General features: G+C 69.3%; 17 protein-coding genes and 1 pseudogene. 10 read left to right on the forward strand and 8 right to left on the reverse strand.

Going from position 1 to position 18,512, the window contains the following annotated elements:
- The first annotated feature begins 344 nt into the window (after positions 1-344).
- The 4 genes from OOK40_RS24620 (at position 345) to OOK40_RS24635 (ending at position 5,177) form a co-directional block, all read left to right on the forward strand.
- Positions 345-1,184 (forward strand): SDR family oxidoreductase, encoded by an 840-nt coding sequence (locus OOK40_RS24620; RefSeq protein WP_266485855.1) that lies wholly within the window; start codon positions 345-347, stop codon positions 1,182-1,184.
- A 6-nt stretch (positions 1,185-1,190) separates the two neighbouring features.
- Positions 1,191-2,531 carry an NAD(P)/FAD-dependent oxidoreductase gene (locus OOK40_RS24625; RefSeq protein WP_266485857.1) on the forward strand — a complete coding sequence of 447 codons (1,341 nt, stop codon included), beginning with the start codon at positions 1,191-1,193 and terminating at the stop codon, positions 2,529-2,531.
- A 121-nt stretch (positions 2,532-2,652) separates the two neighbouring features.
- Positions 2,653-4,137 carry a cytochrome ubiquinol oxidase subunit I gene (locus OOK40_RS24630; RefSeq protein WP_266485859.1) on the forward strand — a complete coding sequence of 495 codons (1,485 nt, stop codon included), beginning with the start codon at positions 2,653-2,655 and terminating at the stop codon, positions 4,135-4,137.
- Positions 4,134-5,177, forward strand: coding sequence for a cytochrome d ubiquinol oxidase subunit II (locus OOK40_RS24635; RefSeq protein WP_266485861.1), 1,044 nt, complete (start codon positions 4,134-4,136; stop codon positions 5,175-5,177). Before OOK40_RS24630 ends, OOK40_RS24635 begins: the two co-directional genes overlap by 4 nt.
- A gap of 90 nt (positions 5,178-5,267) precedes the next feature.
- Here the strand turns inward: OOK40_RS24635 and OOK40_RS24640 are convergent, their stop codons facing one another.
- On the reverse strand, positions 5,268-6,848 hold the full coding sequence (locus tag OOK40_RS24640; protein WP_266485864.1) for a GMC oxidoreductase: 1,581 nt from the start codon (positions 6,846-6,848) through the stop codon (positions 5,268-5,270).
- A 171-nt stretch (positions 6,849-7,019) separates the two neighbouring features.
- Positions 7,020-7,505, reverse strand: a complete 486-nt coding sequence (locus tag OOK40_RS24645) for a gluconokinase (RefSeq protein WP_266486595.1) — start codon at positions 7,503-7,505, stop codon at positions 7,020-7,022.
- 140 nt (positions 7,506-7,645) lie between these two features.
- Between OOK40_RS24645 and OOK40_RS24650 the strand changes: the two genes are divergently transcribed.
- Positions 7,646-8,608: a 2-hydroxyacid dehydrogenase gene (locus OOK40_RS24650; RefSeq protein ID WP_266485867.1), complete on the forward strand. Its 963-nt coding sequence runs from the start codon at positions 7,646-7,648 to the stop codon at positions 8,606-8,608.
- A gap of 52 nt (positions 8,609-8,660) precedes the next feature.
- Here OOK40_RS24650 and OOK40_RS24655 read toward each other — a convergent pair whose 3' ends face one another.
- Entirely contained in the window at positions 8,661-9,605 is a 945-nt protein-coding gene (locus OOK40_RS24655; protein WP_266485870.1) for a cyclase family protein, read from the reverse strand.
- Positions 9,602-11,416 carry a glycoside hydrolase family 15 protein gene (locus OOK40_RS24660; RefSeq protein ID WP_266485872.1) on the reverse strand — a complete coding sequence of 605 codons (1,815 nt, stop codon included), beginning with the start codon at positions 11,414-11,416 and terminating at the stop codon, positions 9,602-9,604. Before OOK40_RS24660 ends, OOK40_RS24655 begins: the two co-directional genes overlap by 4 nt.
- 336 nt (positions 11,417-11,752) lie before the next feature.
- Here OOK40_RS24660 and OOK40_RS24665 point away from each other — a divergent pair, with 336 nt between their 5' ends.
- Positions 11,753-12,721 (forward strand): DUF389 domain-containing protein, encoded by a 969-nt coding sequence (locus tag OOK40_RS24665; RefSeq protein WP_266485875.1) that lies wholly within the window; start codon positions 11,753-11,755, stop codon positions 12,719-12,721.
- Positions 12,722-12,986: 265 nt separating this feature from the next.
- A complete protein-coding gene (locus OOK40_RS24670; RefSeq protein ID WP_266485877.1) occupies positions 12,987-13,907 on the forward strand; it encodes an aldose 1-epimerase family protein in 921 nt (306 codons plus the stop codon).
- A 213-nt stretch (positions 13,908-14,120) separates the two neighbouring features.
- Here OOK40_RS24670 and OOK40_RS24675 read toward each other — a convergent pair whose 3' ends face one another.
- Positions 14,121-14,588, reverse strand: a complete 468-nt coding sequence (locus OOK40_RS24675; RefSeq protein ID WP_266485880.1) for an SRPBCC family protein — start codon at positions 14,586-14,588, stop codon at positions 14,121-14,123.
- Positions 14,589-14,595: 7 nt separating this feature from the next.
- Here OOK40_RS24675 and OOK40_RS24680 point away from each other — a divergent pair, with 7 nt between their 5' ends.
- From OOK40_RS24680 to OOK40_RS24690, 3 genes are all read left to right on the forward strand, one after another.
- Positions 14,596-14,754, forward strand: coding sequence for a hypothetical protein (locus OOK40_RS24680; protein WP_266485883.1), 159 nt, complete (start codon positions 14,596-14,598; stop codon positions 14,752-14,754).
- A 191-nt stretch (positions 14,755-14,945) separates the two neighbouring features.
- Entirely contained in the window at positions 14,946-15,137 is a 192-nt protein-coding gene (locus OOK40_RS24685; RefSeq protein WP_266485885.1) for a hypothetical protein, read from the forward strand.
- A gap of 311 nt (positions 15,138-15,448) precedes the next feature.
- Complete coding sequence (locus OOK40_RS24690) at positions 15,449-16,315, forward strand: class I SAM-dependent methyltransferase (protein ID WP_266485888.1); 867 nt, start codon at positions 15,449-15,451, stop codon at positions 16,313-16,315.
- 23 nt (positions 16,316-16,338) lie between these two features.
- Here the strand turns inward: OOK40_RS24690 and OOK40_RS24695 are convergent.
- From OOK40_RS24695 to OOK40_RS24705, 3 genes and pseudogenes are all read right to left on the reverse strand, one after another.
- Positions 16,339-16,458, reverse strand: a pseudogene (locus OOK40_RS24695) (TetR family transcriptional regulator); the annotation flags it as partial.
- 132 nt (positions 16,459-16,590) lie between these two features.
- Positions 16,591-17,355, reverse strand: a complete 765-nt coding sequence (locus tag OOK40_RS24700; protein WP_266485891.1) for a hypothetical protein — start codon at positions 17,353-17,355, stop codon at positions 16,591-16,593.
- Positions 17,356-17,389: 34 nt separating this feature from the next.
- The gene (locus OOK40_RS24705) at positions 17,390-18,370 is read right to left on the reverse strand and encodes a GNAT family N-acetyltransferase (RefSeq protein WP_266485894.1); all 981 of its coding nucleotides are present in this window, start codon (positions 18,368-18,370) and stop codon (positions 17,390-17,392) included.
- Positions 18,371-18,512 lie beyond the last annotated feature (142 nt).

Consider the following 18,512-nt stretch of genomic DNA (forward strand, 5'->3'; position numbering starts at 1 on the left):
GTATCCGACGCTAGGGTGATCCACCCGGTCCGGCGAGCCGTGAGGTGACCACCGGGCCGATCAGCTGTAGCGTCCGCGGTCGGCCCTCGCTCTGTTCTTCCCGTACTGACTCTCGGGGCCCCGTAGCCCGACCGTGTGACATGCCCCGCCGAAATACGGCCGTGTGGCGCGCCGGTCCCTCCCGCTCACGACACAGGGTGCTTTCGTCTGTGCGCAGGCTGGCGACTGCTCCTGTGGGCCCTCCTGGCGGACAGTCCGAGGCCCAACCTCCCCCCTCATGCATCGCCCGTCGGCGTTCTTCACGTGGGCGGGCGGGGCCGTTCGAAGACGCCTAAGGAGAGCTCGTGGCAACTGGAGTCGACGAGAGCCGCGGAACCACATCCGCGCAGCTGCTCAGGGGCCAGAAGGCGCTGGTGACCGGCGCCAACTCGGGTATCGGCCTGGCGACTGCCGTTGCCCTGGGCCGGGCCGGAGCGGACGTCGTGGTGAACTACGTCGTCGGCGCGGACGAGGCCGAGAAGGTCGTGGCGCAGATCAAGGACTTCGGGGTGCGGGCCTACGCCCATGAGGCCGACGTGTCCGACGAGGAGCAGGTGGTCGCCATGGTCGCCCGGATGGTCGAGGAGTTCGGAACCATCGACATCATGGTGGCCAACGCGGGCCTCCAGCGGGACTCGGCCCTGACGGAGATGACGCTCGCCCAGTGGCAGAAGGTCATCGATGTCAACCTGACCGGCCAGTTCCTCTGTGCCCGGGAAGCCGCCAAGGAGTTCATGCGGCGCGGCGTGGTGAAGGAGGTGTCCCGGTCGGCCGGGAAGATCATCTGCATGAGCTCGGTCCACCAGATCGTCCCGTGGGCTGGGCATGTGAACTACGCCTCCTCCAAGGGCGGTGTGGGCATGCTGATGCAGACTCTCGCGCAGGAGCTGGCCCCTCATCGGATCAGGGTCAACGCGGTTGCACCCGGTGCGATCCGCACGCCGATCAATCGCGACGCCTGGTCAACCCCCGAGGCTGAGGCCGACCTCCTGCGGCTGATTCCGTATCGCCGCGTGGGTGACCCGGACGACATCGCCAACGCCGTCGTCGCCGTGTCCTCAGACCTGCTCGACTACGTCGTCGGTGCCACGCTCTACGTCGACGGTGGGATGACGCTCTTCCCCGGCTTCGCCACCGGAGGCTGATCCCCTGTGCAAGACCATGTGACGCCCCGCCGGGTGGTGATCCTCGGCGGGGGGTTCGCCGGGTTGTTCGCCGCTCGCGCGCTGCGGCGGTCACCGGTCGCCGTGACCGTGGTCGACCGCCGCGCCCACCACCTCTTCCAACCGCTGCTGTACCAGTGTGCCGCCGGGATTCTGTCCGAAGGCCAGATCGCGCAACCGCTGCGTGCGGTCCTTGGACGCCACCACAACGTGAGCTGCCTTCTCGCCGAGGCCACGGACGTGGATGCCAAAGCCCGGCTGGTCCATGCCAGTCGGCCCGACGGCGGAGCCGTTTCCCTCCCTTACGACGATCTGATTGTCGCCGTCGGCATGCGCCAGTCCTACTTCGGGCACGACGAGTTCGCCGAGTACGCACCCGGCATGAAGACCCTGGACGACGCACTGGGCATCCGCCGGCGGCTCTATCAGGCGTTCGAGATGGCCGAAACGGCCGCGGACGCCAAGGAGCGGCAGCAGTGGCTCACCTTCGCGCTCGTCGGTGGCGGGCCGACCGGTGTCGAGCTCGCCGGACAGATCCGGGAGATCGCCGGCCATACGCTCGACCGGGAGTTCCATGCGATCGACTCCGCCCAGGCCCGGGTGATGGTCTTCGAGGGGGCCGACGAGGTGCTGGGCGCGTTCGGTCACCCTCTGGCCCGCCGTGCCGCCCGAACCGTGCAGAGCCTCGGCGTGGAGCTCCACCTGGGCACGAAGGTGACCGACGTCGACGCGCACGGCCTGACGGTACAAGATCGTGACGGAGCGACGACCCGGTTCGACGCGCGAACCGTGCTGTGGACGGCGGGGGTCGAGGCGCCGCCCATCGCTGCCGCGCTGGCCCGGGCAACCGGCGCCCAACAGGACCGGGCCGGACGCATCGCCGTCGAACCCGACCTCACCATCGCCGGCCATCCGGAGATCCGTGTGACAGGCGACGTGATGAGCCTGAACCGGCTGCCGGGGCTCGCCGAGGTCGCCATGCAGTCGGGCGCGTACGCGGGCCGGATGGTGCGTCACGCAGTTGAGGGCAGGACGAAGGAGCCGAAGCCCTTCAAGTACTGGGACTTCGGCAGTGCCGCCTACATCGCCCGCGGCCGCGCCGTCGTCAAGGCCGGCCCGCTGCATCTCTCGGGCTTCACGGGCTGGCTGGTCTGGCTCTTCATCCATCTGGCCTTCCTCACCGGATTCCGCAGCAGGCTGGGAGCGGTGCTCAGCTGGTCCGTCGCCTTCCTCACCAGCTCGCGACGCGAGCGCGCCTTCACCATGCCCGACGCCGATGCGCCGGCCGACCAGGCGACCGGGCCGAAGGCGCCTTCGCCGCCTCTCTGACGACGGCCCCTGACGACGGCCCCTGACGACTGCCCCGCCCCGCCCCATCGCGGCCGTCACCCCTCCGCATCCTGTCCCTCCTCAGCCCCCGCCGCCCGCGGGGCCGACCCTTGAGGCACACATGCTCAGCACAGCGATCCATCTGGCGGCCACGCCGCCCCAACTGCTGCCGGCTCGTGAGCTGATGGCCTTCACTCTGGCTTCGCACATCCTGCTGGTCCCGTTCGGAGTGGCACTGCCGCTCATCACGCTGCTGATGCATCACCGGGCGCTTCGCCGCAACGATCCCGTTGCCCTCAAGCTCGCCCGGCGCTGGTCGGCGGTGATGGCCGTCCAGTTCGCCATCGGCGTCGTCACCGGCACGGTGCTGTCGTTCGAACTCGGCCTGTTGTGGCCCGGCATGATGGGGCGCTGGGGTGATGTGTTCGGGCTCGGCTTCGGTGTCGAGGCCTGGGCGTTCTTCCTGGAAGCCGTCCTGATCGCGATCTACCTCTACGGCTGGCGCCGGCTGAAGCCCTGGACCCACTTCTGGCTGGGCGTACCGCTGCCGCTGGCCGCCCTGATGGGGGCGTTCGGCATCATCGCCGCCAACGCGTGGATGAACACCCCGCAGGGATTCAGCCTCGATGCCCAGGGCAAGCCCGTCGATGTCGACGTGCAGCAAGCGATCTTCACACCGATGTTCGGTCCGGAGTACTGGCACTTCGTCGTCGCGATGCTCATGACCGCCGGTTATGTGGTCGCCGGGGTGTACGCGGTGGGCTGGCTGCGTGGGCGCCGAGACCGCTACCACCGCCTCGGGTTCACGGTGCCGTTCACCGTGGCCGCGATCCTGACACCGATCCAGTTCATGATCGGCGACTCCGCCGCGCGCGCCGTCTTCCACAAGCAGCCGGTCAAGTTCGCCGCCATGGAGATCGTCTGGAAGACCGACACCCACGTGCCGGAGTACATGTTCGGACGGCTGAACAGCGACGGGACAATCTCCGGAGGACTCAAGATCCCCCAACTGGACTCGATCCTCGCCGGCTTCAAGCCCAGCACCCAGGTGACCGGGCTGACCTCGGTGCCTGCCGCCGACCGCCCCACCGCGGTCCAGGCCACCATCGCCCACTGGGCCTTCGACATCATGGTCACCGTCGGCAGCCTGCTGATCCTGCTGGCGCTCTGGTACGCCTGGTGCTGGCTGCGGCACCGGGACCTTCCTCGCAGCCGCTGGTTCTTCCGCTGCGCCGCCATCGCGGGAGCCGCGTGCCTGGTCACCGTGGAGTGCGGCTGGATCACCACGGAAGTCGGCCGCCAGCCCTGGATCGTGTACAACCAGATGCGGGTCTCAGAGGCGGTGACCGACACCCGCGCCGAATCGCTGTGGGCGATGCTCGGCATCGTCATTGTCGTGTACGTGGTCGTGCTGGGCGCGTTCCTCGCGGCCATCCTGAAGTTGCGCACCCGCTGGCGAATCGCCGACGAGGGCTTCGCAGCCGAGCGCGCCGTCCTGCCTCCGGAGGCGGAAACGCCGTACGGGCCCAGAGGCGAGCCTGAGCCCGCAGCCGCCGGGACCGCGCCCCGTGGCGGCTCGGACCGAACCCCTGGTGGTGCATCATGATGGCGGATTTCATTGCGTGGGTGATGGTGCTCGCCATCGCCGCGTATGCCTGCGGTGGGGGTACCGACTACGGCGCAGGGTTCTGGGACCTCATGGCCGGGGGCGCGGAGCGCGGCAAGCGGCCCCGCTGGCTTGTCGATCACGCGATGGCGCCGGTCTGGGAGGTCAACAACGTCTGGTTGATCTTCGTCTTCATCGTCATGTGGACCGGCTTCCCGACGATGTTCCAGGCCGTCTTCGAGGCTATGTGGCTGCCGCTCGCGCTCGCGGCCGTGGGCCTGGTGCTCCGCGGCGCCGGGTTCGCCCTGCGCAAGCCGTCCCGCCGACTGGCTCAACGGCGGATCTACGGTGCGGCGTTCGCCATTTCGTCGCTGCTCACGCCCTTTTTTCTGGGGGCGGTGCTCGGCGGCATCGCTGCCGGTCAAGTCGCGGTCGGGACCCCCGCATCCGCGGACGCCTGGAGCAACCCGACCTCGGTCCTCACCGGTCTGCTGACCATCGCCGCCACCGCGTTCCTCGGGGCGGTGTTCCTGTGCGCCGATGCCCGACGGTTCGGTACGGAAGACCTCGTGGGCTACTTCCGTCTGCGGGCGCTGCTTGCTTTCGCCGCGATCGTCGTCCTCGCGCTCGTCGCCCTGCCCGTCACGCATGACGATGCCCGGCACGTCTGGGAGGGCCTCACCGGCGGCCTGGGTCTGCTGATGATTGTCCTGGCAGCGGTGTGCGGTCTGGCCACGGTGCTGCTTCTGGTACGCGGGTCCTACGGCTGGACGCGCTACACCTCGGTGGCGAGCGTGGCCCTCACTGTCGGCGCTTGGGGCTTCGCGCAGCGGCCCTACCTTCTGCCCACCTCACTGACGGTGGCGGAGGCGGCCGGCGCCCCTCATACCCTGCGCTGGCTGGCGATCGTCACCGGCATCGCGATCGTGCTGGTCGGCCCGGCTCTGGTGCTGCTCTACCGGCTCGACACGCAGGGTGAGTTGGAGCCGCTGACCGACGCCGACACGCTGGCGGCCAGAGCGCCTGGCGACCACCTGTAGCGGAAGCTGGTCAGGTTCCCTCAGCGACGGAGCCGGCGGCCGGTGGCGCGTCCATCTGCCGCCGGCTCCGTCGCTGCGTACGACACCCCGTCAGCGCAGCCGGGCGGCGATGTGGTCGCCGACACGCAGGGCGTTGGCGATCGCGGTCAGCGACGGGTTCACCGCGCCGATGCTGGGGAAGAAGCTCGTGTCCACTACGTAGAGGTTGTCGAGGTCGTGGGCCTTGCAGTCGACATCCAGGGCCGAGCTGCGGGGGTCGGTGCCGAACCGGACGGTGCCTGCCTGGTGGGCGGTGGCCCCGATGGGCATGCCCTTGTGGAGGTAGATGCTGTGCGACAGCAGGTGGTGCTCGTGCATGCCCAGGTGCCCGAGCATCCCCTGGAGCTTGTGCTGGAGGCGCTTGAGCCCGGCGACGTTGTTCTTCTCGTCGAGGGCCAGGTGGATGTCGCCGTTCTTGTCGAGGGTGACGCGGCTCTCGGGCAGCGGGAGGTCCTCTCCGCAGAGCCAGAAGTCAACGGCGTGGTGCGCGAGCATCTCGAACGGCATGTCCGGTGAGACCGCGCCTGCCCAGCGCGGGGCCTCGCCGTGGATCTGATCGGCGTCCGACTTGCCCAGCATCTGGATGCCGCCGAGCGGGAAGTCCCAGTCGTCGGCACCCAGGTACCAGTCGTGCAGTGCCAGAGTCTTCTGGAACTTGGTGGGGTTCGGCTCCTTCGACACCGCCATCAGCGCCAGGTTGTTGTGCCGCATGTAGTGGCGTCCCACCACGTCCGAGCTGTTGGCCAGGCCGTCCGGGTGTTTGTCGTTCGCCGAACGGAGCAGCAGGGCAGCGGAGTTGACCGCGCCGCAGGCGACCACGACGATGTCGGCGCTGAATTCCCGCGTCGATTCGCCCTCGAGCTCGGCAACGACACCGGTGACGGTGCGTCCGGTCGGGTCGGTCTGAAGGCGCCGGACATGGGCGCCCGTCACCATCGTGACGTTGTCGTGCTTCAGCGCCGGGTCGACGCAGATCACCTGGGCGTCGGACTTGGCGCCCATCAGGCAGGGGAAGCCGTCCACCCGGTCGCAGCGGATGCAGACGCTGTTATGGGTTGCTCTGCCGTGTTCGTCCTGGGTCAGGTTCACGCCGATGGGCAGATGGAAGGGGTGGAGCCCCTTCTTCTCCAGGTCGTCGCTGAGCTGCTGGATACGCGGCTCGTGTTCGACCGGGGGGTGCGGGTACTCGCCGCTGGCCGGGCCTTCCGTCGGATCCTCGCCGTGCCGCCCGTGTACGAGGTAGAGCTGCTCCGCCTGCGTGTAGTACGGCTCCAGGTCCTCGTAGCGAATCGGCCAGGCCGGAGAGATGCCGTCGTGGTGGCGGAGCTGGCCGAAGTCCTCGGGCCGGAGCCGGAAGAGCGCCGCTCCGTAGAACTTGGTGTTGCCCCCGACGTAGTAGTTGACCTCCGGGGGGAACTGATTGCCGTGCTTGTCGTGCCAGAACTCGGGGGCACGGTATTTCCCCTTGACGAAGACGGCGGTGGAGTCCCAGTTGTCCCGCTCGCGGGGCAGGTAGCCGCCGCGCTCCAGGATCAGGATCCGCTTGCCGGTGGGGGCCAGCCGGTGGGCGAGTGTGCCGCCGCCCGCGCCCGTACCGATGATGATGACGTCGTAGTGCTGATCGTCGGCCATGCGGGGTCCCGTTCTAGGAGTCGATGGCTGTCCTCGCCGTAGTGCTCGCCCGCAGGGCAGGTGGTGTGCGGGTCAAAATGCACCTGCATACGTGGGACATTCAGTGCCGAATCCGAAGCTATCGGGCGGCCTTGGTGGCGGCGACCGGATGAGTGCTGAAGAGGTCCCTGTTCACCCGATCGCCCGTACCGCGCTCGACGCCTGGTCGACGATGCTCTGCGGGTCGGCCGCCGCGTCGACGGTCACGCCGCGCTCGTCGGGCCGCAGCGGTTCGAGTGCGGCGTACTGGGAGTCCACCAGCCGGGCGGGCATGAAATGGCCTCTGCGTCCGGCGACCCGCCGTTCGGCGGACGCCCGGTCGAGCGCGAGGTGCAGGAACAGGACGTCTTCGCCCGCCCGGCGGAACAGGTCCCGGTATTCGTACCTGAGAGCCGAGCAGGCCATCACCCCGCCCCGGCCGGAGGCGGTCGCCTCCCGGATCCAGTCGGTGAGGGACAGCAGCCACGGCTTGCGGTCCTCGTCGTCGAGTGGTCGGCCGGCGGCCATCTTGGCGCGGTTCGCGGCCGGGTGGAAGTCGTCAGCCTCTACGAAGGGCACCGCGAGCCGATCCGCGAGCAGCCGGCCCACCGTGGACTTACCCGAACCCGACACACCCATGACCACCACGACCGGTGGCACCCGAGACGCTGCTCCCACGGAGGTTCTCCCAGCCTCGTCCGGTCCGACTCGGGCCGACGGTAGGACAGGGCCCCGCCCGCTGAGCTGCCCGACCGGCCGACAGACTCTACATTCAGCCCATGAGCCCCATGGACCGTCCGACCGGTCGGAGCGACGCGAGGTTTCTGCTCCCGTACCCGCCGTCGCAGATCGGGGGCCTGCCCGAGGGCCTGCCGGTCGCGGTGTGGGACGGTACCGGCTCTCCGCCCGGCATCGAGAGCCTGGCGGCGGTGGAGTTCTTCGTCATTCCGTACACCTTCGCGGATGTGGCCGCGCCGCTGATGCCCCGCCTGCCGCGGCTCCGGGTCGTCCAGTCCCTCTCCGCCGGCGTCGAGGACCTCCACCAGCACGTCCCCGCCGGCGCGGTGCTGTGCAACGCCGTCGGAGTGCACGACGCCAGCACCGCCGAGCTGGCGGTGACGCTCACGCTCGCATCGCTGCGTGGCCTCCCCGGCTTCATCCGGAATCAGGACACGGCCGAGTGGCTGAGCGGCTTCCGCCCCGCGCTCGCGGGCCGCACCGTCCTGCTGGTGGGCTACGGCTCCATCGCCTCCGCGGTCGAGGCCCGGCTCACCCCCTTTGAGTGCGACGTGCTGCGAGTGGCCCGGACCGCCCGAGCTGCCCCGCGCGGTCCCGTGCACCCCATCACCGAACTGCCCGAACTGCTGCCCCGCGCCGACGTCGTGATCCTCACCGTCCCGCTCACCCCGCACACCCGCGGCATGGTCGACGCGGACTTCCTCGCACGGATGGGGGACGGGACGCTGCTGGTGAATGTGTCCCGGGGCCCCGTGGTGGACACCGGCGCGCTGCTCGCCGAGCTCGGCGCCGGACGGCTGAGCGCGGCGCTCGACGTCACCGACCCCGAGCCGCTCCCCGCCGGGCATCCGCTCTGGCACGCCCCCAACACCCTGATGACCCCCCACGTCGGCGGCACCACCTCGGCCTTCCTGCCCCGCGCTCTACGCCTGGTCCGGGCCCAGTTGCTGCGCTACCTGAAGGGGGAGCCGCTGGAGAACATCGTGCTGCCGCCCACCCCCTGACGGAGGTCCGGCGCCGAGCTCTGCGGGTCGGCTTGCAGAGTCGGGGACGGCCTCAGAACACTGCGATCGGGTTGACCGGTGAGCCGGTGGCGTCCGGCAGCCTCAGCGGGGCGATGACGCACAGGAACGACCAGCGCCCTTCCGCCTCGCAGACAGCCACAAGGTCCTCGAACTGCAGGTAGTCCAGCAGGTGGAGGCCCATGGCGTGGACGGCGAGCACATGCACAGGGAAATCGACGCCCTCGGTGGAGCTCGGGGCAGTGTCGTTGTTCCCATCGCCGCCGAGCACCGCGACCCGCCGGTCCGCCAGAAACTCCAGCGCGGAGGGATGGAGCCCGGCGCGCATGTCTGCCGAATGCCACGCTCCCAGCTCGTTGCGGCGGCGGCGGTGCCCGACCCGGACGAAGAGGAGATCGCCGTCGGACACCCGGACGTGCTGGGCGCTCTCGGCCGCGGTGAGGTCGTCGAGGGTCACGTGATCGCCTGGTTCGAGCCACGGCACACCGCGCAGCCGCGGAATGTCCAGCAGCACGCCGCGTCCGACGATTCCGTCGCGAGCCGCTTCGACGGACAGGGCTGTCGCCCCGGCCGGCGTGACGGTGCTCGCGTCCACGCCGCCGTTCAGCGTGCCGTCGTAGATCACGTGACACAGGGCGTCGAGATGGCTGTCGGCGTCACCGTGAACGTTCATCGTGAAGCGGTCCCTGGCGAACTGGAGCCCGCTCGATTCAATCCCGCCCCGTACGGCGCCCGTCATGACGTGCCCGGTCGGCTCAGGATTGTCGGGCCCCGGTTCCGTCTCGATCTGCGCCGCCATCGTCACCGTGCGGCCCGACCTCACCTCGGCTGCGGCCGCCACCACGTGGCGCGGCGTGATGTCGTCCAGGGCACCGCGGTGGGAGCTACCGGCCTTGCGGCGGACGCGTGCGTAGAGTTCGGCGAATTCGCGGGCGCTGAGCCGCGGCAATTCCGCCGGGGTGGCCCTGACCGCGCTCACTTTCCTTCCCGGTCGAGCGCTTCGTCCAGGGTGACGGCAGCCATGATCAGCGACAGATGGGTGAACGCCTGGGGGAAGTTGCCCAGTTGCTCCCCGCTCGGACCCACCTCTTCGGCGAAGAGGCCGACGTGGTTGGCGTAGGTCTGCATCTTCTCGAAGGTGTACCGGGCCAGGGGCAGCCGCCCGGCTCGGGCCAGCGCGTCCACGTAGAGGAAGGTGCACAGGCTGAAGGTGCCCTCCGAGCCGCGCAGTCCGTCCGGTGATGCCGACGGGTCGTAGCGGTAGACGAGACTGTCGGAGACGAGCTTGCGGTCCATCGCGTCGAGCGTGGACAGCCAGGCGGGGTCCCTGGGGGCGAGGAACTTGACCCTCGGCATGACCAGGAGGGAGGCGTCGAGGACGTCGCCGTCGTAGTGCTGGACGAAGGCGCGCTCCCGCTCGCTCCATCCGCGTTGCATCACCTGCTCGAATACGGCGTCCCTCGCCTTGCGCCATTTCTCCAGATCGGCAGGTCTGCGGAAGCGGTCCGCCAGCCGCAGCCCCTGGTCGAAGGCCACCCAGGCCATCACCCGGCTGTAGGTGAAGTCCTTCCGGCCCCCTCGGGTCTCCCAGATGCCCTCGTCCGGCCTGTCCCACGCGTCGGCGAACCAGTCCAGCGTCCTGGTCAGCATCTTCCACCCCTCGTACGTGGCCTGCTGGGCGAGCTCAAGGCCCTGGGACACCGCGTAGAGGGCCTCACCGTAGATGTCGAGCTGGAGCTGGTCCGCGGCACCGTTGCCGATCCGGACCGGGGAGGATCCGCGGTAGCCCTCGAAGTGATGGAGGATCTCTTCCGGCAGGTCGGGGTTGCCGTCGACCCGGTACATCGTCTGGAGCGGCTCACCGTCCTTGCCGTCGCGCTCGTGCAGACGGGCCACCAGCCAGTGGACGAAGGCGGTGGCTTCGTCGGCGAAGCCGAGGTCCAGCAGGGTCCGCACGGACAGAGCGCCGTCGCGTACCCAGGTGAACCGGTAGTCCCAGTTGCGCTCCCCGCCGACCTGCTCGGGCAGCCCCGTGGTGGCCGCGGCAACCAGGGCGCCGGTGGGGGCGTAGGTGAGAAGTTTCAGGGTGATCACCGAGCGGTGCACCAGCTCGGGCCAGCGGCCCCGGTAGCGGGACTGGCGCAGCCAGGTGTGCCAGAAGTCGACGACCTCCCAGAACTGCTTGGTCACCCCTTCGACTGTCGGAGGTTCCGGCGTGGCGCCCGGAGCGCACACCGTGAAGACTGCGCCGCCGAACTCTCCCGCGCGCAGAGTCAGCCTGCCGCGTACGTCCTGGCCGTTCCTCTCCAGCGGGAAGGTGCCCTGGAGGTGTGCCTCAATTCCCGGAGCCCGGAACACGGCAGCGTTGTCGTCGAGTTCGAGCTCGTGCTCGGCGCGGCCGTAGTCGAAGCGCGGCCGGCAGTCGAGCGTGAAGTCCACGGTCCCCCGCACAACGCGCACCCCCCGGATCAGGGTGTGCCGGTCGCTGGCGACGCCGGTCCGGTCCGGGGGCATGAAGTCGATCACCTCGCCCACACCGTCGGGCGACATGAAGCGGGTCACCAGGACGGCCGTGTCGGGGTAGTAGAGCTGCTTGCAGGTCCCGTCCGGGTGCTCGGGGGCCAGCTGGAAGTATCCGCCGCGGTCGTGGTCGAGCAGCGCGGCGAAGATGCTGGGGGAGTCGAACCGGGGAGCGGCGAACCAGTCGACGACGCCCTGCGACGAGACGAGGGCAGCGGTCTGCAGGTCGCCCACCAGGCCGTGCTCGGCGATGGGAGGGTAGCGGTCCATGGCCACTCCCGGGGCTCGGAGATGCTCCTGCGATCCACCATCGCTCACCCCGGTGGTCCTCGCCATGCCGCGGCGGGGCGACCGCTCGCCCATGTCCCCAGGTCACGGGGCGGCGCTCTTACGGCGTAGGGCCCTGGCGGAGGGCCATCGACGGTGGGGCCACAGCAGGGCCGTCCGGGCGACCCTTGGGGGACCAGGCCGCGTACCGCTCTCGGTTTGCCGACCGCCCGCCCGGCGGGCGTTACTGGCTAGGGCCTGCCCAGGGCACGTGGGGTCCGCACTCGACGCGCGTCTGCGCCCCCGGTGCGGCCGAGTGGCCCGGCGATGGAGGTGTGCATGGAGATGATCCACGTCCGACTGGTGAGCCCTCCTGACCTGACGTCCCGTGCGGTTGGGCTGCTGGCCGACGACCGCTATGTGTTCAACCTGGTCGTTCTGCGCGAACTGGCGCGCAACCCCGACGGGGACGCGGTCGAGTGCGACATCCTGGCGGGTGCTGCGAACGACGTGTTGCGCGGTCTGCGCGAACTGGAACTCGACCGCCGCGGATCCATCGTCATCGAGCCGGTCGAGATGGCCTTCTCCGACACCGCGGCCAAGGCGGAGCAAAAGCAACTGGGGGCGCTCGCGCATGCGCCGGTCTGGGAGGAGGTCGAGGCGCGCATTCGTGCCGAGGGTACGTACCTGCCGAGCTTCTACCTCTACCTGGTCATCGCAGGCGTCATCGGGTCGGTGGGGATCCTCACCAACTCCCAGATCCTTATCGTCGCGGCCATGGTCGTCGGACCGGAGTACGGCGCCATCACCAGCGTTGCGCTGGGCATCGACCGAGGCAACGGCACCAGGATCCGTCAGGGCCTCTTCGCCCTTGCTGTGGGATTCTCACTGGCCATCGTCGTGACATTCCTGTTCTCGTGGGCGATCCGGGGTCTCGAACTGCAACCCAGGGCATTCGACCTGGGCATCAGACCGGTCTCGAGCCTGATCGACGCCCCCAACGTCTTCTCCGTCGTCGTCGCGGTGCTGGCCGGAATCGTCGGGATCGTGTCGCTGACCCAGGCCAGAACCAGCGCGCTGCTCGGCGTCTTCATCTCGGTCACCACCATCCCGGCTGCCGCTGACGTCGGCGTCTCCTGCGCGTTCTCCAGCTGGAGCGAGGCGCGCGGGTCCATGCTTCAGCTGCTGCTCAACATCGTGCTCCTTATCGCGGTGGGCGTCCTGACGCTCAGATTCCAGCGGGCTGTGTGGCGGCGCATCGGCCGAGGCAGCGTGCACTCGCGCAGCAGGCGCCCGCGCGGCGGGTGACGCCGCCGTTCCGACCGGGGGACAGCGGAGTGCCCGTGCGTCGACCGGAAGATGGTTCGGCCGTCGGTTGCAGCCGCGGGGCCGGCCCGTCATCCACCGCCCGTGGCTCCAGTGGGCGAAAGCGCCGAGCGATTCCGCCCGTGGGAACGTGTCGCGCTTGACCGGCTCCGCACGCAGCCTCATGCTCCCGACGGAGTCCACTACCGCAGGTCACCCCATCGACCGCGGTTGAGAGCGCCCGCCGGGCGGACCAAGGGGGCCACGCGTGCAGGAGAGCCGCACCGGACAGCAACTGACGCTCCGCCACGGCCCCCACACCGCCGTCGTGGTCGAGCTGGGCGCGGCGCTCAGGTCGTACAGGGTCGGTGAACGCGCCGTGATCGACGGATTCGCCGCTCAGGACCGGATCACCGGCGGCCGCGGCCAGATCCTGGTGCCGTGGCCCAACCGGATCAGGGACGGCCGGTACCGCTGGGACGGGCAGGAGCTCCAACTCCCGCTCACAGAGCCGGCCGGCGGCAACGCCCTCCACGGGCTGCTTCGGTGGGTCTCGTGGTGGGTCGTGGAGTCGAGCGACAGCCGGGCCGCACTGGCCGTGCACCTGTGGCCGCAGCCGGGCTACCCCTTCCACCTCCACGTCCTCGCCGAGTACACCCTCGGAGAGGGAGGACTTGAGGTGGCCGTCACGGCGCGGAACCTCGGCGAGAGCGCCGCACCCTACGGCTTCGGCCAGCATCCCTACGTCATGGCGGGCACTGAGGCCGTCGACGAGGCGGTGCTGACTGTCCCCGCGCGGACGAGGCTGCGCACCGACGAGCGTGGCTTGCCCGTGGCCGCCGAACCGGTCGCCGGGACGGCGTACGACCTGCGTGCACCGCACGCCGTAGGAGCACGCCGACTGGACACCCCCTTCGGCGACCTCGACCGGGACGCGGACGGGCGGGCGGTGGTCCGCCTGGCCCACCCGTCGGGTGCCTTCGGTACGGACGTGTGGCTCGGCGAGGGCGCCGACTATGTGCAGCTCTACACGGGCGACACTCTGCCGCCGGGGGAGCGGCGTCGAGCGGTCGCCGTCGAGCCGATGACCTGCCCGCCGGACGCCTTCCGCAGCGGCACCGCGCTCGTCAGCATCGGCCCCGGCGAACGGCACACGGTCCGGTGGGGGATCACGCCGTGGGGAGAGTGACCTGGCCGGCGCGCGTCCGTTCCTGGTGATCGCTGCTGCGGCCGGAACGGCGAGGACATAGCCAAGGCCGAGTTCCTCGATCAGCCGAAGGACCTTCGTCGGACCAACGGCCGTCTGTCGGTCGCTCCGAGCGCCCAGGGCGGACGGGCCGGGCATGGGGTGCATGTCCCGGCCGGGTGCTGAGAGGAACTGCCTGAAGGCCTCTGCCTCAGGTCATTGGCCGCTGCGGCTTTCCACCGCGGCGGCGACATCGTCGAGGTCCTTCGCGATCGCCCTGCTCACGGCCCTGACGCCGAGTCCGCCGAGCAGCTTGGCGAGCAGGCCCCTGAATCCGCCGGGCGGGACGGCCGAGAATGTCATCCGCACGGTCGTCGCTTCCGGTCCGGCGGTCAGCAGCGCGAACTCCGACACATAGTGGGCGCCTTGGGAGTCGGCCTCCACCACGAAACGCTCAGGGGGCTCGCTGGCGGTCACATACATTTCCTCGGTGGCCTCCTTGCCCAGCATCCGCCGGGTCTCGCGCCACCGTGTGCCCACCGCGAAGCCGCCCTCGGTGAGGACCTTGATCCGCTCCACACCACTGAGCACACCCTCTGTGCCCTGAAGGTCGGTCAGGGCCTCCCACACGCGCTCGGGAGACGCCCGGATCACGCGCTCGACGACGACAGTCCGCGTTGCCATAGGACCCATGGAACCACCGGGCTGCGTCAGCCGCCCCGCTCTGCCGCCCATATGGCCGCAGCTCTGCTGGAGCCGACCGGATGCGTTCACCTTCGACGCCATGCACAGCCAGGTCGAGGACGCCCGCTTCCTCGTCGAGGACAGGCACGCGCACTCATCGCGCTGATCGGGGGCAACCCCCCACCCTGCAACGACAGCTCAAGCAACTGCCCTTGAAGGATGTCCCGCGCTGGACAGGAATCGCACCACCGGGCATGGCCGCGACGAGATCCGCCGCATCCAAGGTCGCTACCGTGGCCCGACAACAGTTCCCCACGCAGACCATCACCACGATGGCTGACATCGACAACCTCCCAGATGCCCGAGCCGAACTGCCCGCCCCCGGGGTCCAGCGCTGCCGCGCCCGAACCGACGCGGCACCAGGCACTTGACGTGGTGGTCCTGGTGGGCGTGTGCGCGGGGGTGTACCGCGCGGTCGCCGAGGCTGGCTTCTCCGTGATCATCGGGGGAGTCGCCCGGCTGTACGGCACGTGGCGATTCTGGCGCTGACCGGTCAGGTTGCTTCCGATTGGACCCGGCCAGGGCGGGCTCACCATTCACCTTCCGTCACGGCGGCCGGCTTGACGTCACGATTGGGAAGTCCGGTACAAATAGATCTTTGAGTCGGTGCGAGTGAGCCGAAGCACGATAAGCGCCACACAGGCAGCTGTGTTGTCACCAAGGTCCTGTGCGCGTGGTGGCTATGTAGGCCGTTGGTGTCTGCCGCACTCCAGTCGGCAGATTCCCGGTCGGTCGTCGAGCCGTGGAATCATCGGCAGCAGCCGGACAGTTGGGGATCTCTGTGAAGGTGGTGGGCGGACGTGGCGGCCGGCTGGGAGTGGGACGACACGTTGTTCGCGGGTACTGCCACGTACTATCAGCGCGGGAGGCTTCCCTATGCCCCCGGGCTGGTGGACGTGCTCGCCGAGGTTCTGAAGCTCGATGGGCAAGGGCGCCTCATCGACGTGGGATGCGGACCGGGAACCCTCGCCCTGAGTCTGGCCCGCTTGTTCGGCGAGATCGTCGGCGTGGACCCGGACAGGGAGATGATCGCCGAAGCCAGGCGTGAGTCCGTCGAGCGAGGAGTGACCGAGAAGGCGCAGTGGGTTCAGGCTCGGGCGGAAGATCTTCCCGCAGGACTTGGAACGTTCACCGTGGCCGCCTTCGGCCAGTCCTTCCACTGGATGGACCGCGACCTGGTGGCGGCAACGACCTGGGACATGCTTCGGCCTGGCGGAGCCCTGGTGCACATCTCGGACCTGAAGACGGAGACCCGAACCTTCGACGGTCTGCCGTATCCAGCGGTGCCCTATGCGGCGATCGAGGAGCTGGTCAGGTACTACCTCGGACGGGTCCGACGAGCCGGCCGGGGGGTGCTGCCGCAGGGAACACCCGGCGGTGAGGCCGCGGTGCTCGCCCGGGCGGGATTCTCCGGTCCGCAGCGCCATGTCGTTCCCGGCGGACAGCCGTTGGAACGCACCGTTGACGAGGTCGTCGCGGGGGTGTTCTCGATGTCGTTCTCGGCTCCGCACCTGTTCGGCCCGCGCCGCGACGAATTCGAGGCAGACCTGCGTCGGCTGCTGCTGGCGGTCTCCGCGTCGGGCAGGTTCTCCGAACGCCAGCCGAGCACCGAGGTCTTCGTCTGGTGGAAAGACCCCGCCGAGCCGGTACCTCTGCCGGTTGCGTGACTCTTCCGCTCTTCCGAGCAGGCCGCGTGTCGTGCCACCTCGGCGACCGTGACTTGGTCGAAGCCGTGCTCCCGGAACAGCTCCAGCGCCGCGTCGGCGATCGCCGTGCGGGTCTGCTGCTTTTTGGTCTCTCGAAGGCCCACGACTGCATGATAGTGCCACCACAAATTTGGGGTGACACCAAGATTTTGGAGGTTACGACGACCATGGCCTTAACCTTCGGCATCTATCCCGGCGGACTCCTCGGCGATGGCAAGGGAATCGTCTACCCGGTCCTACCAGACCTGCCGGACCGCATCATCGACGCGCTCGACGCGCTGCAAGACGACACCGCGACACTGTCGGTCCGCGCCTACCGCCCGTTCGCCTCTACGGTGAAATCGCAGGAGCCGCCAACGCCCGCCGACCCGCAGACCTACCTCCAGCGCGGACGCAAACTCGATCTCGTGTTGCAGTTCCGCGAGCCGTCCGGCGAGCTGGACGGGTGGCTGGATTTCGTCCGCGAAACCGTCCGGACAGGCGGACCGCATCTGGCATCGCTCCAGATATGCGAGGAGCCCAATGCCGACCTTCCCGTCCTTGACGGCAGCACCGCCAACGTCCTGAACGCGCTCGTCCAGGGGGTCATCGCGGCCAAGCAGGAGGCCCGGGCTCTGGGCCACAATCTGGCGGTCGGCTTCAACGCCCTGCCGACCTTTGATCCAGCCGACACCTTCTGGTCCGAGCTTGCCGCCCTGGCCGACGCACGCTTCCTGCAGAGCCTGGACTATGTAGGCCTCGACTTCTTCCCCGACGTTTTCCGTCCCATTGCCGCCGACCAGTTGGCCGGAGCGGTCACCGCAGTCCTCACGGGCTTCCGGCGCACCGACCTGCCGAAGGCTGGCATCCCGGACTCCGTCGCCATCCGCATCTGCGAGAACGGCTGGCCCACCGGCCCTGATCGCACCGAGCAGCGACAGGCCGCGACTCTCGAAACTGTCGTCCGGACCGTGACCGCCCTCGCCGCCGAACTCAACATCGACGGTGGGTTCGGGCAGCACCGGGCCTTCCTCGCGGGCCGAGTGTGGAGGGGTCTCAGCGCCAGTCGTCGATCACGTAGGCGTCGGGGTGGCTGTAGCAGGGTTCGTTGGGCCTGTGCATGGTCACGCCCTGCAACCAGGTGCGGAAACCGCGGTCGACCATTCGACGGTAGGCATCCGGGCGGCCCAGGTTCATCCCGGCGTCCAGTTGACCCAGTCCGCGCTCGGCGGCCAGCTGCTCGCACGCGCCAAGCAGTCGTTCGAACCGGTTGGCGGCCTCCGGGCCAGGGCGTACGGCTCCGAACTTGACGAAGCACACGTCCTCGCCGGCCTCCGACCCGGCTCCGCAATGGCAGACGGCCAGGCCATCGAGCTCGGAGCCGACGCCCTGAAGCAGAATGGTGTCACCGAGCCCCTGCGCGTGCGTGGCCACGATCTCGCGTTCCAGGCTCAGGCCCTCGTACACGGCCCCGGTCAGTGCGCGACAGAGGCTCAGGGCGTCGGGCTGCTCGGCGGCGGGCAGCTGGCCGTACAGCACTCGGCCGGGGACTGCGGCACTGCCTGCCACCTGCTTCTTCATGATGGCTGTGAGGAATCGGGGCCAGAAACCGTACCGGCGGTAGAGCTCAAGGTGTTTGGGACTGTGCGAGAAGGTGAACAGGCCCAGGTGGCGGTTCTCCCAGGTGTCGAAGCAGTCCATGACCGGCTCCATGAGGCGCCTGCCGACGCCCTGGTCCCACAGGTCGGGACGCACGGTCAGCGGACCGAAGTACCCGACGCTGCCCCAGTTGACGGCGAAGTTCGATCCAACGACTTCGCCCTCGACCGTCGCTGCGAAGGCCGCCTGTGGATCGGCCGCCCAGCGAGTGCGGACGTAGTCTGCGGTCCCGAAGAACGTCTTCGGCTCGGGAGCCCCGAGGAACGTCCCGAAGGCGACCCTGAAGATCTCGTCGGCCCGATCCAGGTCCGCCTCACCCAGCGGGCGGACCGACACAGGGCCCGTGCCACTCTTGCGCTCCCCTGCCGGTGGGATCATCGCTCTCTCCTTCCCGACCCCCTGTTTCATCGCACCACGGGCGTGCGCCGCAGGCGAGGCGAAAGGTCCACCGATACCCAGGGACCGAGGACCCGGCCGGTCTGCCTTGCCCGTCCGCCGGGAGGCAGCTGTCACCAGGCCG

This window comes from Streptomyces sp. NBC_01481, assembly GCF_026339995.1.
GTDB lineage: Bacteria > Actinomycetota > Actinomycetes > Streptomycetales > Streptomycetaceae > Streptomyces.